Genomic DNA, 14,669 nt, shown 5'->3' with positions numbered 1-14,669 from the left:
TAGGTTTCTTCTATTTGCCTTGTGGGGCGGTGTTAACTGGAGAACAAATCCAGTACAAACAGCTGTACGTTATCCCACATGCGGGCAAAGAAACCGGCTTCGTCCACCGCCACCAAGGCAACCAATGGCTCTTCGGCCAGCACTTCGTCTTCCAAAGTTAGCACTACACGGCCCAGCGGCTGATATTGCTCGATGGGGGCTTTGGTGTCTTTTTCTAGCAGGGTTTCGATTTTGATTTTATCAGCGCTGCCTCGGGGAATGGTCAGCTGAATATCGTCGGGCACGCCCAGAGATATTTGATCTGCCTTACCACCCCATACGCGCTGGCTGGCAAGCTCAGTGCCACCATCCAATGCCGTGGTGGTTTGGAAATATCGGAATCCGTAGGCCAACAATTTTTGCGATTCATCGGCCCGGGCCGCTTCGGTACGGGTACCCATAACCACGGAGATCAGGCGCATGTTGTCACGCACCGCAGAGGCCACCAGGCAATAGCCCGCAGCTTCGGTGTGGCCGGTTTTAATGCCGTCGACGGATTTATCGCGGAACAACAAGCGGTTGCGGTTGGATTGGGTAATCACCTCTTCCCCCGGCGCGCCGTAGGCAAACTCGCGCTCGGCGTAGATGGAGTAGTGCTCGGGGAAATCGTTGATCAGCGCGCGCGCCAGCAAGGACAGATCGAAGGCCGTGGTATAGTGCCCCTCCGCCGGCCAGCCGGTGGCGTTTTTGAACTGGGAGTTGTACATGCCCAACACCTGGGCTTGCTGGTTCATGATCTCGGCAAAGGCGCCCTCGCTGCCGCCTACGTATTCGGCTAGCGCCACCGAGGCATCGTTGCCCGATTGAATAATCACACCGCGCAGCAGTTCGTTCACCGGCACCTGGGTGCCTTCGCGGATAAACATTTTAGAGCCGCCCATGCGCCAGGCTTTAACGCTGATGGGCACCATATCGCTGCCATTGATGTGCCCCTCGTGAATCTCATTAGACACGATATAACTGGTCATCATTTTGGTTAAGCTGGCCGGAGGCAGCGGCTCATTGGCATTGTGTTCCACCAGTACTTTGCCGGTGGCAGCGTCCACCAGCAGGTAACTGGTTGCCGCCAACTGTGGTGGTGCAGGGATGATGCTGGGCGCCGACAGGGCCGGCATCGCCAGCAGCGAGCTGGCCACTAAAACCAGTGTATACATCCATGAAAGAAAGGGGTGCTTGTGAGAGCCGTGCATAAAATTATCAACGCTGGATTGAAGTGATTGAATGGGTTATCTGTGTGATGAGCCCGAGGCGTTACGGGCAGGTTGCGCTTTTAAAAGCGCGCAGATTATATCAGCCTGTGTGAAATTTCGCTGAACATCTGGCGATTCTTATTCGTACACCAGGTGCGGAGCAGCCAGCCGGTTTCTCGCCAACAAAGAGCGAATTTTGCTTACCTGGCCGGTATCGGCCACCGGGCCAACACGCACGCGGTACAGTGAGGTAGCAGCACCGGGTGGGCTAACCCGTACCGGGTGCTCTAGCCATTGTATTAATTGATCGCGCAGGTGCTCCGCCGCCTGCTGGTTACTGAAGGCTCCTACCTGCAGGTAGGTATTGGCTGGCAGGCTGGCCACCCTGGCGCTGGTTGTTTGAGCGTTAACCGCACTGGCCTGGGCGGGTCGGCGAGCTTCAGCTGCCGCCAAGCGCGCAGCGTTTTGTTTTTGCCAAGCTACCGGGTCAATGGCGGTAACCTCCACCTGGGCGGTACCCTGGCCGAGATAGTCCAACTTTTTAGCGGCGGCATAGGTTAGATCAATGATGCGATTGCCGTGGAAAGGCCCGCGATCATTTACCCGCACAATCACTGTTTTGCCGTTGGCCAGGTTTTTGACCTGCACATAGGAGGGAATGGGCAGGGTTTTGTGCGCCGCTGTCATGGCGTACATATCGTAGATTTCACCATTGGACGTAGCGTGGCCATGGAATTTAGAGCCGTACCAACTGGCTACGCCGCGCTTCTTGTAGCCGATTTCTGATTCTAACACTCGGTACTTTTTGCCCAGCACAACATAGGGGCTCTTGTTGCCGGCGGCCGTGCGTATCTCCGGCATGGGCACGGCATCTTGCACATGGTCCACCGACGGCGCCAGGCTGGGAGCGCTGTCGTGTTTTTGGGAGTAACGTGAGGCTTGGTACTTATCGCCGGAAGAGGCGCAACCGCCCAGACCAACCACGCCAAGCACCAAAGCACTGATACACCATCCTCGCCACGCTACCACGGTAATTATCCTTCCGCGCCGGTGCTGGCCAAGCCCTGTTCGGCTTGGTAGGCCTCGGCCACCGCCTGACCCAACTGGAACACGCTGAGCGCATACATGGTGCTGTGGTTGTAACGGGTGATGACATAGAAGTTATGCATCCCCAACCAGTACTCGTTGCCGTTAGCGCCATCCAGTTCGATGACCCGCACCGGGTCTGGCAGCGCCATTTTCACCAGCGGAAGGTAACCGGCCGAGGTAACTTCACTTAAGCTGCGGCTGGGTTTTAGATTGTCATCGATGAGCTTGGTGTCGTGCTTGGCCTCAGCTTTCAATGGCACTACGACGGGCTGGTCGGCCTTCCAGCCGTGGCGCACAAAGTAGTTGGCAATGGAGCCAATGGCATCGGTGGTGCTGGCCCAAATATCGGTGAAGCCGTCGTCGTTAAAATCGTAGGCGTAGGCGCGGTAGCTGGAGGGCATAAACTGGCCATAACCCATGGCGCCGGCGTAGGAGCCGGTGAGATCCATGGGCGATTTGCCCTGCTCTTTGGCCAGCAGCAAAAACTCTTTTAGCTCCTTGCGGAAGAACTTGGAGCGCGGCGGATAATCGAAGGCCAGGGTCGACAGCGCATCTATGACTCGGTAGCTGCCCTTGTGGGCACCATAGCGGGTCTCTACGCCTAAAATAGCAACGACGATTTCTTCCGGCACGCCAAACTGCTCGCTAGCTTTGGCCAGAATGTCGGCGTTTTCTTTCCAAAACACAACGCCCTGCTCGATGCGGGTAGGGGTTACGAAGATCTTACGGTAATCTTTCCAGGATTTAACCCGCTCCGCCGGCCTAGCAATGGCCTCGAGGATGGAATCTTTGCGTTCGGCTTGGCTAAACCACGCCTCCAACTGTCCCCGGTCGAAGCCTTGCTCTTTAACCATTTCATCAATGAACTGTTTGGCTTGCGGGTGAGCTTGGTAACTGTCAGCCTGAACATTGGCCGCCGCCACGGCGGTAGTCGCTAGGGCAGTTAACAGACACTTAGCAATACGGTTAGGAATAGGTAATTTCACTTCGACTCCTGGACTTCACTTACTTATCGTTGTTTGCCCTTAGGCTTATTGTTGAACGGTTGCTAGCGATGCTTTTTGCACTGCTCGCTGCACTCGTTGTTGAGCTGCTCGGCACCCTGGCTATGAATCCCGAAGGCCACCAAAGGTTCCAGCCAACTTAGCTTTTCAACACCCTCCGGCGCTCGGTGGAGACCGCCATCAACAGGCCAAAGCTGATCATCAAGGTTAGCAGCGCGGTGCCACCGTGGCTGAAAAACGGCAGGGGCACTCCCACCACCGGCAACAGGCCTGCAACCATACCAATGTTTACAAATATATACACAAACAAGGTGAAGATAATACTCCCCGCCAGCAAGCGGCCGTAGGTATGCTGGGCGTTCATGGCAATAAAAATCCCGCGCACCAACAGCAACCCGTACAGCAGCATGAGCAGGAGCACGCCTTTTAGACCAAACTCTTCGGCCAGTACGGCAATGATGAAATCGGTGTGGCTCTCGGGCAGGAAATCCAATTGCGATTGGGTGCCGTTGAGCCAGCCTTTGCCGGGCCAGCCGCCGGAGCCAATGGCGGTTTTCGACTGAATAATATTCCAGCCAGCGCCCAGTTTATCGGCCTCGGGGTTGAGTAGCGTCAGGATGCGAGTGCGCTGGTAGTCGTGCAGCAGAAAGTGCCACGCCGGCCATGCGCTGGCCGCTACCATAACCCCGGCAGAGATAATATAGCGCCAGGGCAAACCGGCGAAGAACAGTACAATCAGCCCCGACATAGCAATTAAGATGGCAGTGCCTAAATCTGGCTGTTTGAGAATTAACACCGCCGGGCCGATCACCATGGCCAGGGAGGCGACGATGTATTTGAGCGACGGCGGCAACATACGGCGCGCTAGGTAGGCCGCCACCATCATGGGTACGGCCAGCTTCATGACTTCCGAGGGCTGAAACCGAAAGCCCCCCAGTGACAGCCAGCGTTGGGCGCCCTTGGCCCCCACCCCCATCACCAATACTAGGATGAGCAACACAAAGCCAAACAGGTAAAGTGCCCAACCCCAGCGCTCTAGGAAGGCGAGGTTGACCTGGGCTACTGCGATCATCAGCACATAGCCCATGCAGAAAAACACCGCCTGACGCTTGACGTAATACCACTGGCCACCGCCAGCGCTGTAGAGTACCGCCAAGCCGTAGAGAGTCAGTACAATCAACAATGCGGCCAAGGGCACATCGATGTGCATGCGGGTCCAAAAATTAATTGGACGCCGTAAATCCAACGCCGCCGAAGGCATGCGCCGAATAAAATCAGTGCTCGACATGGCCCTCACCGCTCATGGATAAGGTGGTTACCGCCAAATCGATGGGCTGATTAAGGTATTGCTCCATCACCTTGCGCACCACCGGCGCCCCCTCGGAGGAGCCGCCCTCGCCGTTCTCTACAATCACCGCCACGGCGATTTGCGGGTCTTCCACCGGCGCAAAGCCCACAAATAAGGCGTGGTCTCGATGACGCTCGGCCAGGGCTTCGCTGTCGTACTCTTCATCCTGGGCGATGCCGACCACCTGGGCAGTACCGGATTTACCGGCCATACGGAAGCTCATGCCCCGGCCGGCTTTATAGGCGGTGCCGGAACGATGGTGGACCACTTCTTCCATGGCCGAGATTACCAAATCCCACTGTTGGTCGGGTACATCCTGCAGGCTGGTACTGGTCGCCTGGGGGCTGCGTGCCTGCACCAAACGCGGCGTTACGCGCTTACCACGGTTGGCCAGAGTTGCCGTCATCACCGCCAATTGCAGCGGCGTGGCCAAAACATCACCCTGGCCAATGCCCACGTTTAAAGTATCGCCAGGGAACCAGGGCAAACCGCGGTAATCGCGCTTCCAACGACGCGAGGGCCAATTGCCCTTGCGCTCACTGGGAATATCGATGCCGGTGTACTGGCCCATGCCAAAGTAATTGCCAAATTCGTGCAGGCGATCAATGCCCAGTTTATAAGCCAGATCGTAGTAGTAGGTATCGCAGGATTCGCGAATCGCCACTCGCATATCGACTCGCCCATGGCCAGCTTTTTTCCAATCGCGGTAGCGGCGTTTTTCGTTCTCTAGCTGGTAAAAGCCTCGGTCGAATACCGCTTTGTAGGGATCAACTACGTTGTAGTGCATACCACCCAAGGCAATTAAGGGCTTGATGGTTGAGCCGGGCGGATACTCACCCTGAATGGCGCGGTTAAACAGGGGTAAATCCCGTGAGCGGGTAAGACTGTTGTAGTCTTTGTGGCTAATGCCGGTAACAAACAGGTTGGGGTCGTAGCTGGGTGAGCTGACCATGGCCACCACGCCGCCGGTGTCCACCTCAATGGCAACAATGGCACCACGCCGGCCAGCCAAGGCTTTGAGCCCGGCCTGCTGCACTTCGCTGTCTAAAAACAGCTGCAGATTTTGGCCCGGTTTGGGGTCGGTTTGCTCCACCACGCGCAGCACTCGGCCGCGAGCGTTAGTTTCAACGTTTTGATAACCCACTTCACCCAACAACAGGGATTCGTACTCTCGCTCTAGGCCAATTTTGCCGATGGTATAAGTACCACTGTAGCTTTGGTATTGCTCTTCGCTAAAGCCTTTTAGCTCGCGCTCATTAATGCGCCCCACGTAGCCCACGGAATGGGCGTATAAGTTGGAGTAGGGGTAATAGCGCACCAACTGCGCCTCAACCTCAACACCGGGTAGCCGAAACTCGTTAACCGCCACGCGGGCAATTTCATCTTCGGCGAGGCGATAGCGCAGAGGTACGCTTTCAAACGGACGCCGACGCTGTTGCAACCGGTGTTTGAATTTTTCGCGGTCGTTGTCACTTAGGGCGACCAGATCTTCCAGGATATCCAAGGTCTCATCAAGGTTATCCACCCGCTCTTTAATAATACTTAAGGTATAACTGGGGCGGTTGTCGGCCAGTAATTTTCCGTTGCGGTCGTAGATTAATCCTCGGGTGGGCGCCAAGGGCCTTACATGAATACGGTTGCGATCGGATTGGGTAACGTAATCGCCGTGGTGAACAATTTGCAGGTTATAAAATTGCGCTAATAACAACGCAAACAGGGCCACCATCAACAGCACGATCACGGCCACGCGGTGGCGAAAAATTCTCGCCTCGCGAAAGTGATCTTTTAGCGTTTGTGGTTCACTCATCGATGGCGGTTTAGCCTGTAAATATAGGGGTGGTGCTGGGGGGTAACGCTTAATTTTGCGACAGCATAAGCGAAGGCGGCGCGATTGCAAGCACGAGCACTCAATCCGGTGTCGGAATTCGTAGTTTTAATCAAAAAATGGCTCATGAATCGTCTATTTATGGTACGGGTGATTATTTAACAGCGAAAATGCGCGATAAATTTGCTCCACCAAAACCACACGCACTAAGGGGTGTGGCAGGGTTAAATTGGAAAAACTCCAACGCTGCTTGGCCTGGGCTAACAGCTCCGGTGCGATCCCATCTGGGCCGCCAATTAACAGCGCAATTTGCAAGCCATCCATTTGCCAGCTGGCGATGTTTTCTGCCAGCTGCTCGGTGCTCCAATTGCGACCTTTTACATCCAGCGCAATAACGGTATCGGTCGGTTCTATCGCCGCTAACATTCGGGCGGCTTCTTCTTTCATGGCAGTGGCAGCGCTGCTGCTTTTACCACGGTTACCCGGCGCTATTTCTATTAGCGCAAGCTTAACCTCCTTCGGCAAGCGCTTGTGGTACTCGGCCCAACCGGCCTGTACCCAACCGGGCATTTTTTTGCCCACCGCCAACACCTTAATACGCACAGCACTTACTCTGCTGGGCTGCCGTCGTCCTGGGCTTGGTCCAGGCGGCTTTTCGGTGCCTGGGACCAGAGTTTTTCCAGGTCGTAAAAGCTGCGGGTGGCCGGGGTCATGACGTGCACCACGGTATCACCGAAATCCACCAACACCCACTCGCCAGGCCCCTCGCCTTCCACGCCAAGGGGCATAATGCCGGCCTTTTTGGCTTCCATGGCCACGTTGTTGGCCAGGGATTTAACGTGCCGATTAGAGGTGCCACTGGCGACGATCAGGGTGTCCATTACGTCGGTTAGCTCTGCCACCTCCAGACGCACTACGTCTTTGGCTTTTAGGTCGTCGAGGGCGTTGAGAACAATGTTATTTAGATCTGTCATGCAATTTCACTGTGTGTTTGCGTTTAAGTTTAGCAAGCTTCTGTAAACTCACTATTTTTTGGTGTTTTTGGTCGGCATATACAGGCCATCTTGCACAATGGCGGCCCACACCGAGTCGGGCACTAAAAACTGGGCCGAGCGCCTGGCGGCCAGCTCCTGGCGGATGTAGCTGGCCGATATATCCAGCAGCGACGAGTCGGCGATAGCAATCTTACCCCGCTCATGTTGCGCTAATTGCGCCACGTCAATGCGCCGCTGGGCCAAGCACTGCGCCACTGGCCCCTGGCTGGGCAGCTCGTAGCCGGGCCGCACCGCAACGATGACATTGGCCAGCTCAAAGACCTCCTGCCAGCGATGCCAGGTGGGTAAATTCACCAGGCTGTCACCACCGATGCACAAGCACAGCGACACCTCCGAGCCCACCTCAGCGGCCAACTCTTGCAGGGTATCCACCGTATACGAAGGCGTGTGGCGATGCAGCTCGCGCTCGTCTATGCCCAACTGCGGGCAATTTTCCACGGCACGGCGTAGTAGCGCTAAGCGCTGCTGGGGACTGCAATGCGGGGTGCTGCGGTGGGGCGGAATATGGGCTGGCACCAGCCGCATATCGTCTATTTGGCATAGTTGCTTGAGCTCCAGCGCCAGGCGCAGGTGCGCGTTGTGAATAGGGTCAAAGGTGCCGCCAAACAAGCCCAACCGCGTCATGCGGCCATCCTGTATGGGGCACTACCCATGGCGTCGATTACTTGCGGACATGGCCATCGCCAAACACGATCCACTTTTGCGAGGTTAGGCCTGCCAACCCCACCGGGCCACGGGCGTGGATTTTATCGGTGGAGATACCAATTTCGGCCCCCAAGCCGTATTCAAAGCCATCGGCAAAGCGAGTGGAAGCATTGATGATCACCGAGCTGGAATCCACTGCCGCCAAAAACTGGCGCGCGCGGGTGTAATCCTCGGTGACGATGGCCTCAGTGTGGCCGGAGCTGTAGCGATCAATATGATCCATGGCCGCCTGCATGTCATCCACCACCTTAATGGACAGCACCGGTGCCAGGTACTCCGTGCTCCAGTCTTCTTCACTGGCCGCTTGGCACTCAATCACTGCCTGGGTGCGGTCACAACCGCGAAGTTCCACGCCCGTCTCAGTGTAGGCTCGGGCCAAACGAGGCAGGGTTTGCTCGGCCACTGCCGCGTGCACCAGAAGGGTTTCCATGGCGTTGCACACACCATAGCGATGGGTTTTGGCGTTAAAGGCGATATTAAAGGCTTTTTCTGGGTCGGCGCGGTCGTCTATGTAGACGTGGCATATGCCGTCTAGGTGTTTGATCACTGGCACCCGGGCATCGTTGGCGATGCGCTCGATTAACCCCTTACCACCGCGCGGTACAATCACATCGATGTACTCCGCCATGGTGATTAGATGGCCTACGGCGGCACGATCGGTGGTGTTAATCACCTGTACCGCTGTGGCGGGCAAACCCACCGCTTGCAGGCCGTGAGCAATGCATTCGGCAATGGCTTGGTTGGAGTGCAAGGCCTCTTTACCACCGCGTAACACCGTGGCATTACCGGATTTCAAACACAGGCTGGCGGCATCAATGGTTACGTTCGGGCGGGATTCGTAAATAATGCCAATCACGCCCAAGGGCACGCGCATTTTGCCTACCTGGATGCCACTGGGGCGATAGCACATGTCGCTGATTTCACCGCAGGGGTCCGGCAGGGCTGCCACTTGTTGCAGGCCCTCAATCATGCCGTCGATGCGGTTGCTGTTGAGCTCTAGGCGATCCAGCAGCGCGGCATCCAAGCCGTTATCCCGGCCGGCGGCCATGTCTTGCTGGTTGGCCTTGATAATGGCCTCCCGCTGGCTGTCCAGGGCGCTGGCAATGGCCAACAGAGCGTTGTTTTTGGTTTCAGTGGTGGCGGTGGCCATCACCTTGGCACTGGCACGGGCCTGTTGGCCCAGTTGTACCATGTAATCTTGTACGTTCATCGTCTACCTACTCGGTTGCTAAAATTGACCGAAATCCGGCTGGCTGCGAAAAAGGGCGCGTATTGTAGCCACTTTTTAACCAGTTGGCATTAAAGCTTGGTATTGATCGTTTATTCCGGATCGCTGCTAAGCCGATCCACCAATTCGGCTATGTGCTGCAGACGCTCTATGGGGTCGTTTTGCGCCAGCATATCCACTTGCTCCGACCGGGTTAACGGCAGCAATAATATGAGCAACCACCCCAACTCACTGGCGGTGTGCGCCAAGGGCAACTCCAGCGCCGCTACCTGAGGGTGCTCTTGCAGCTCTTCTAGTAATTGCTGCAAACCGCTGAACTGATCGGGGATGTCCAGCGGGTCTTCCTCCGGTAGGTATTCTACCTCGGCGGTCATGAGTTGGTCGTCTTCCACCTGGGTACTTAATACGCGAAATTTGCGGCTGCCCACTACTTTTATGTGCAACAAACCATTGCTACCTTGGTTCCAGTCGCTGATGTGGGCCAAAACCCCTACCTGGTATATCATGGCTGGCGCCCCAACCTCGCCACCGTCACGAATGGGCACAATGCCAAACCCTTGTTGGCTGCGCAGGCATTGTTTGATCAGGCGCAGGTAGCGCTGTTCAAATATCTGCAGTGGCAGGGTAGCCTCCGGCACAAGCAACGTGTTTAACGGAAACAGGGGTAAAGTCTCAACCATGGCTTATCAACGTACAATTGTGGGTTAAATCGGGTTTAAAATACGGTTTGTGGCTGCACATTCGTTTAGCTAACAGTCTCTAACTGACAGCCTTTAGCTAACAGATAGGCGATCTGGTTACTGCATCGGCTATTAGTGTTGAATTAGCCTACTAAAAAGCGGCCAACTAATAGGCTTGGCCTGCCCGGCTGCAGTACACTTCAGCGCCCATTCAGTCAGATGTGACGATACTTTCTGGCTGATTTTTCAGCAAAATTTGCGGCCAGCACGGTGCTGCCGGGCACCGCCAACCCATAAACAGGTTAAAAGCTTAAACGCTATCGACGTAAGATGACAGAGCGCAACACTGACAACCGCCAGCCAACTGCCCCACACCATACGCCGTGGCTGGCCACCCTACGCCTATGGCCCTGATGCCCACATGAGTGTGTTGTTGCATCACTGCCATCGTGGCGCTCGCTTTTTCCGTCGAATACCCTGCTGGCTAGCAGCCCTGTGCTTGTGCACGCCCATGGCGGCCTTTAGCCAGAATACCCAAACCGACGCCGACAGCCATACCGACACCGACGCCCCAGCCAAACAAGCCGATCGCAACCCGCGCACCAGCAATGATAACGAAGCCGGCGCCACCAGCAACAAGTTTAATCTGCGCGCGCGCCCTACCCCCACGGGCATCAATTCGCGCCAAGCTGCGGTTATTGCCAAACAACACGCCGGCGGCAAAGTGCTGCGGGTACACGCCACCCAAACCGGTCATCGCATTAAAATGCTATTACCCTCGGGTAAAGTTACCTACATTTTGGTTGGCGTAGACGGCCAAATAATACAAAACTAACGTTATACAGTTAGACACAGAAAGGAGCATCCAGTGCGCTTACTGGTCATCGAAGACGAACCCCAACTGAATGAAAGCCTGTGCTTGTTTTTGCAGCAACAAGGCTATGTTGTCGATTCCGCCGCCGACGGCAAAGAGGGCTTATACCTCGCCGAGGAACACCCCTACGATTTGGCCATTGTTGATTTGGGTCTGCCAGAAATCGACGGCATCGAACTGATTAAACAGGTTCGGCAAAAACAAAAAAGCTATCCTATTTTAATTCTTACCGCGCGCGGTAACTGGCAGGATAAAGTCTCCGGCCTAGAAGCCGGCGCCGACGATTATCTTGTGAAGCCGTTTCACAACGAAGAGTTGCGCGCCCGCGTTAATGCGCTGATTCGTCGCAGTACTGGCCACGCCAGCCCAGTGTTGGAATTCGGCCCCATTGCCTTGGACACCGCCGCTAAAACCGTCAGCGTTAACGGCCAGGTGTTGGAACTCACCAGCTTTGAATACAACACCTTGGAATACCTGGTGCACCACGCCGGCAAGGTGATCTCAAAAATCGAACTCACCGAGCACCTTTACGACCAAGACTTCGACCGCGACAGCAACACCATTGAAGTGTTTATTGGTCGCCTGCGTAAAAAACTCGACCCAGACGGTGAATTAAAGCCTATCGCCACCATGCGTGGCCAAGGTTACCGCTTTACCCTAGAGCGAACCTAATCACGTGCTGGCGTTGAAAAAACCGCGCCGGCCGAATTGGAAGTTTGTTAAAAACTTCGACAGCCTCAGCGGCCGGCTGATTATTGCCTCGGTATTGGTGCTGCCAATCTTCGTATTAATGAGTGGTGTCGCCCTGGACCGCTCATTCGCCCGCAGCCAGGAAGTTGCCGAGCTAGAGCGTATGCGCGTGCAGGTGTATTTGCTGCTAGGTGCTGCGGAGATCTTTGATGGCCAAATTTGGTTGCCAGACCAACTACAAGAGCCTCGCTTTAACCAGCCAGAATCTGGGTTGTACGCTCGGGTTACCGGCAATGATCAAGTCCTGTGGCAATCACCATCTGCTCTGATGACTACTTTTCCAGAAAGCAATGCTAGCCCACTTTTCACGGGTCAAGAAATTTACTGGAGCACTACCGTGGGCGATAAAGCGGCCAAAGCATTGAGCTTTGACGTGGCATGGGACACCGAAGATGGGTTAGAAAAAAATTACCGTTTTGAGGTGTACCACGATCAAACCGCCGTGACCGCTGAACGCGCCAGCTATCAACGCCAGCTATGGCGCTGGTTGGGCTCCATGACCATTCTATTAATCGTTATTCAATGGGCCATTCAACTGTGGGGGCTGCGCCCGCTAAAAGGTTTGGCCGACGATTTGGGCAAATTACACAGCGGCGAGAACCTCACACTCAGCGAAAATTACCCGGCAGAAATTAAACCGGTTATCCAAAACCTTAATGAGGTACTGGTGGCCGAGCGCGAACAGCGCGACCGCTATCGCCATACTCTGGGTGATTTGGCGCACAGTTTAAAAACGCCCCTGGCGGTGATTCGTAGCAATTTAAGCAGTGGCGAATTGCAGCGCTCGGTGGTGAACGAGCAAATTACCCGCATGGACGATATCGTCCGGCATCAGCTGCAGCGATCGGTGTCGCAAAGCGGCAATTCGGTTAAGCGCCAATGCGATTTAAAACCCATCATTGAGCGGTTGCTCACCGCCCTGGGCAAAGTTTACCGTGATAAAAACCTCACCATCACCACCGACTTGGCCGAGCCGTGCATGATGGCCGGTGATGAAAGCGACTTTATGGAAATGCTGGGTAATTTATTGGATAACGCCTGTAAATACACCCACCAGCAAGTGCATGTAGCCGCCTACGAGCAGGCAGAAGAACTGGTGATTAACATCAGCGACGACGGACCCGGTGTACCAGAACACAAACGAGCCACCATTTTACAGCGCGGTGCCCGTGCCGATACGGCGCAGTCTGGCCAGGGTATCGGCTTGGCGGTAGTGGTGGATATTTTATCCAGCTATGGCGGTTCGTTAACGGTGGATGAATCGCACTTTGGTGGCGCTGAGTTTACGATTGAGCTGCCAATTCCATCGCGGGCATAGCTGGCTCAATGATATGCGAACACTCCTCGGCAAAACCCGCGCCGACCTCGGCGTAGTAGTTAAAAACCACATCCGCACCCAAGGCCACTAACTCCCGCCGCTCATCATCGTAGCGGGCAACGGCGGCAATGCGACCGGGGAAATTCGCCCGCTTTAACTGGACAATGATATTTTTCATTTCCAACAGCGACGGAATGGCCAGCATAATTAAGCGGATTTTGGATAAATCGATCTGCTCCCAAAAGTCGATGTCATCGGCATCACCCACAACCACGTTGATGCCTTGAGCCTGGGCTTTGGTTACCCGCGCCTCATCCGCCTCCATACACCAAACCTTTTCTTTTAAGCGCGGATGCAAAGCCTTGTAGGCACCGGACCCTACCCGCCCCATTCCACAGATGAGCACCTCTGCACCGTAGGGCGTTTGGTAGCCACTGCGTGCCGGCGCCTGGGGGTGTTCAAACTTGCAAATAAAGGCTTTGTATATAGCGTACAGCGAGTGCGCCTGCCGATATAAAAACGAACTGACCACGAAGGAAATAGCCACGGCCAAGGCAATCACCACCATGGTGCTTTCCGACATCCAGCCCTGCTCAACCCCTTGGCTTGCCACAATAAGGCCAAATTCGGAAAAATTACCCAAGGCCAGGGCGGCCAAAAACGCAGTACGTGCGCGCAACCTAAAGGCAATAAACACGGCAAAAAACAGCGCAAACTTAACCGGCAACAAGGCGACAAACAACAGCGCCCATCCGAGCATTTCTAGGGTGGGCAGTGCGCTAAAGCCAATGTTGAGGAAAAACCCAACCAGAAATAAATCTTTAAAACTCATCAGCGATTTGTACAGCTCGTTGGCCTTGGGCATGCCCGCCACCAACATACCGAGCATCAAGGCCCCTAAATCGCCTTTAACATCCACCGCGTAGAACAGCTCGTAACCACCCAGGGCGATAAAAAACCCCACCAGCACTAACAGCTCACCGTGGCCACTTTTGCGCAGCAAACCCGCCAGCAAGGGCCGGGCAAAGTACAACAACGGTAGGCCCAGCGCCCAAACACTGGGTGTAACGCCGGTGGCAATCACCAAAAACACCACGGCGATGATGTCTTGAATAACCAACACGCCGATGGATAAATCACCGTGGCGGGTTTTAAGCTCGGCGTTGTCTTCCAGAATTTTCATCACACACACGGTGCTACTAAAACTCAAGGCAAAAGCCACCACCGCCACAAGGTGCCAATCGGAGCTGAGGCCGGGGATAAAAAACGCCGCCCCTAGGCCAACCATCAATAACAATAGGCACCATACCGAGCCGTGCACGGTGGTACCGCCCCAAACCTCGGGCTTGGCCAGTTCTCGCAGATTGAGTTTAAGTCCAATGGTGAACAGCATGAGCGTAATGCCCAAATCCGCCAATTGGTTAATGCCATCAAAGGGCTCAACTTCTAGGGTGTTGAGCCCAAACCCGGCGATCAAATAACCCACCAGCGGCGGCAGCCCAATTTGCCTGGCCAAAAAGCCAAACACAAACGCCACTGTGATCCACAAAAATTCCATAGCGTG

The 14,669-nt window shown here is 55.1% G+C and carries 14 protein-coding genes; 3 read left to right on the top strand and 11 right to left on the bottom strand.

Going from position 1 to position 14,669, the window contains the following annotated elements:
• Window positions 1-32 precede the first annotated feature (32 nt).
• The 10 genes from ACGHM3_RS03250 to ACGHM3_RS03205 all read right to left on the bottom strand — a co-directional run bounded on the left by ACGHM3_RS03250 (window position 33) and on the right by ACGHM3_RS03205 (window position 10,163).
• Window positions 33-1,193, bottom strand: a complete 1,161-nt coding sequence (locus ACGHM3_RS03250; RefSeq protein ID WP_345420364.1) for a D-alanyl-D-alanine carboxypeptidase family protein — start codon at window positions 1,191-1,193, stop codon at window positions 33-35.
• A 174-nt stretch (window positions 1,194-1,367) separates the two neighbouring features.
• Complete coding sequence (locus ACGHM3_RS03245; protein WP_390517758.1) at window positions 1,368-2,258, bottom strand: septal ring lytic transglycosylase RlpA family protein; 891 nt, start codon at window positions 2,256-2,258, stop codon at window positions 1,368-1,370.
• Between the two features lie 5 nt (window positions 2,259-2,263).
• Window positions 2,264-3,304, bottom strand: a complete 1,041-nt coding sequence (mltB, locus tag ACGHM3_RS03240; protein WP_345419954.1) for a lytic murein transglycosylase B — start codon at window positions 3,302-3,304, stop codon at window positions 2,264-2,266.
• A gap of 157 nt (window positions 3,305-3,461) precedes the next feature.
• Window positions 3,462-4,583, bottom strand: a complete 1,122-nt coding sequence (gene rodA / locus ACGHM3_RS03235; RefSeq protein WP_390518220.1) for a rod shape-determining protein RodA — start codon at window positions 4,581-4,583, stop codon at window positions 3,462-3,464.
• A gap of 13 nt (window positions 4,584-4,596) precedes the next feature.
• Window positions 4,597-6,477, bottom strand: coding sequence for a penicillin-binding protein 2 (gene mrdA, locus ACGHM3_RS03230; protein ID WP_345419948.1), 1,881 nt, complete (start codon window positions 6,475-6,477; stop codon window positions 4,597-4,599).
• Between the two features lie 153 nt (window positions 6,478-6,630).
• On the bottom strand, window positions 6,631-7,098 hold the full coding sequence (rlmH, locus tag ACGHM3_RS03225; RefSeq protein ID WP_345419945.1) for a 23S rRNA (pseudouridine(1915)-N(3))-methyltransferase RlmH: 468 nt from the start codon (window positions 7,096-7,098) through the stop codon (window positions 6,631-6,633).
• Window positions 7,099-7,103: 5 nt separating this feature from the next.
• The gene (gene rsfS, locus ACGHM3_RS03220; protein WP_345419942.1) at window positions 7,104-7,469 is read right to left on the bottom strand and encodes a ribosome silencing factor; all 366 of its coding nucleotides are present in this window, start codon (window positions 7,467-7,469) and stop codon (window positions 7,104-7,106) included.
• A gap of 51 nt (window positions 7,470-7,520) precedes the next feature.
• Window positions 7,521-8,174 carry a nicotinate-nucleotide adenylyltransferase gene (gene nadD / locus ACGHM3_RS03215; RefSeq protein ID WP_345419939.1) on the bottom strand — a complete coding sequence of 218 codons (654 nt, stop codon included), beginning with the start codon at window positions 8,172-8,174 and terminating at the stop codon, window positions 7,521-7,523.
• A 37-nt stretch (window positions 8,175-8,211) separates the two neighbouring features.
• Window positions 8,212-9,465 carry a glutamate-5-semialdehyde dehydrogenase gene (locus tag ACGHM3_RS03210; protein ID WP_345419936.1) on the bottom strand — a complete coding sequence of 418 codons (1,254 nt, stop codon included), beginning with the start codon at window positions 9,463-9,465 and terminating at the stop codon, window positions 8,212-8,214.
• A 110-nt stretch (window positions 9,466-9,575) separates the two neighbouring features.
• Window positions 9,576-10,163, bottom strand: a complete 588-nt coding sequence (locus ACGHM3_RS03205) for an LON peptidase substrate-binding domain-containing protein (RefSeq protein WP_345419933.1) — start codon at window positions 10,161-10,163, stop codon at window positions 9,576-9,578.
• Between the two features lie 421 nt (window positions 10,164-10,584).
• On the opposite strand from ACGHM3_RS03205, the gene ACGHM3_RS03200 reads away from it, so the two are divergent.
• From ACGHM3_RS03200 to ACGHM3_RS03190, 3 genes are read left to right on the top strand one after another with little or no spacing between them, the layout of a single operon-like run.
• Window positions 10,585-10,998, top strand: coding sequence for a hypothetical protein (locus ACGHM3_RS03200; RefSeq protein WP_345419930.1), 414 nt, complete (start codon window positions 10,585-10,587; stop codon window positions 10,996-10,998).
• Window positions 10,999-11,031: 33 nt separating this feature from the next.
• Complete coding sequence (locus tag ACGHM3_RS03195; protein ID WP_345419927.1) at window positions 11,032-11,709, top strand: response regulator transcription factor; 678 nt, start codon at window positions 11,032-11,034, stop codon at window positions 11,707-11,709.
• A gap of 13 nt (window positions 11,710-11,722) precedes the next feature.
• Window positions 11,723-13,105, top strand: a complete 1,383-nt coding sequence (locus tag ACGHM3_RS03190) for an ATP-binding protein (protein WP_345419924.1) — start codon at window positions 11,723-11,725, stop codon at window positions 13,103-13,105.
• Here the strand turns inward: ACGHM3_RS03190 and ACGHM3_RS03185 are convergent.
• Window positions 13,071-14,663 carry a cation:proton antiporter family protein gene (locus ACGHM3_RS03185; RefSeq protein WP_345419921.1) on the bottom strand — a complete coding sequence of 531 codons (1,593 nt, stop codon included), beginning with the start codon at window positions 14,661-14,663 and terminating at the stop codon, window positions 13,071-13,073. The genes ACGHM3_RS03190 and ACGHM3_RS03185 overlap by 35 nt on opposite strands.
• Window positions 14,664-14,669 lie beyond the last annotated feature (6 nt).

Source organism: Halioxenophilus aromaticivorans, from assembly GCF_042850945.1.
Taxonomy (GTDB): domain Bacteria; phylum Pseudomonadota; class Gammaproteobacteria; order Pseudomonadales; family Cellvibrionaceae; genus Halioxenophilus; species Halioxenophilus aromaticivorans.
This window is presented reverse-complemented; position numbering and strand designations above follow the sequence as displayed.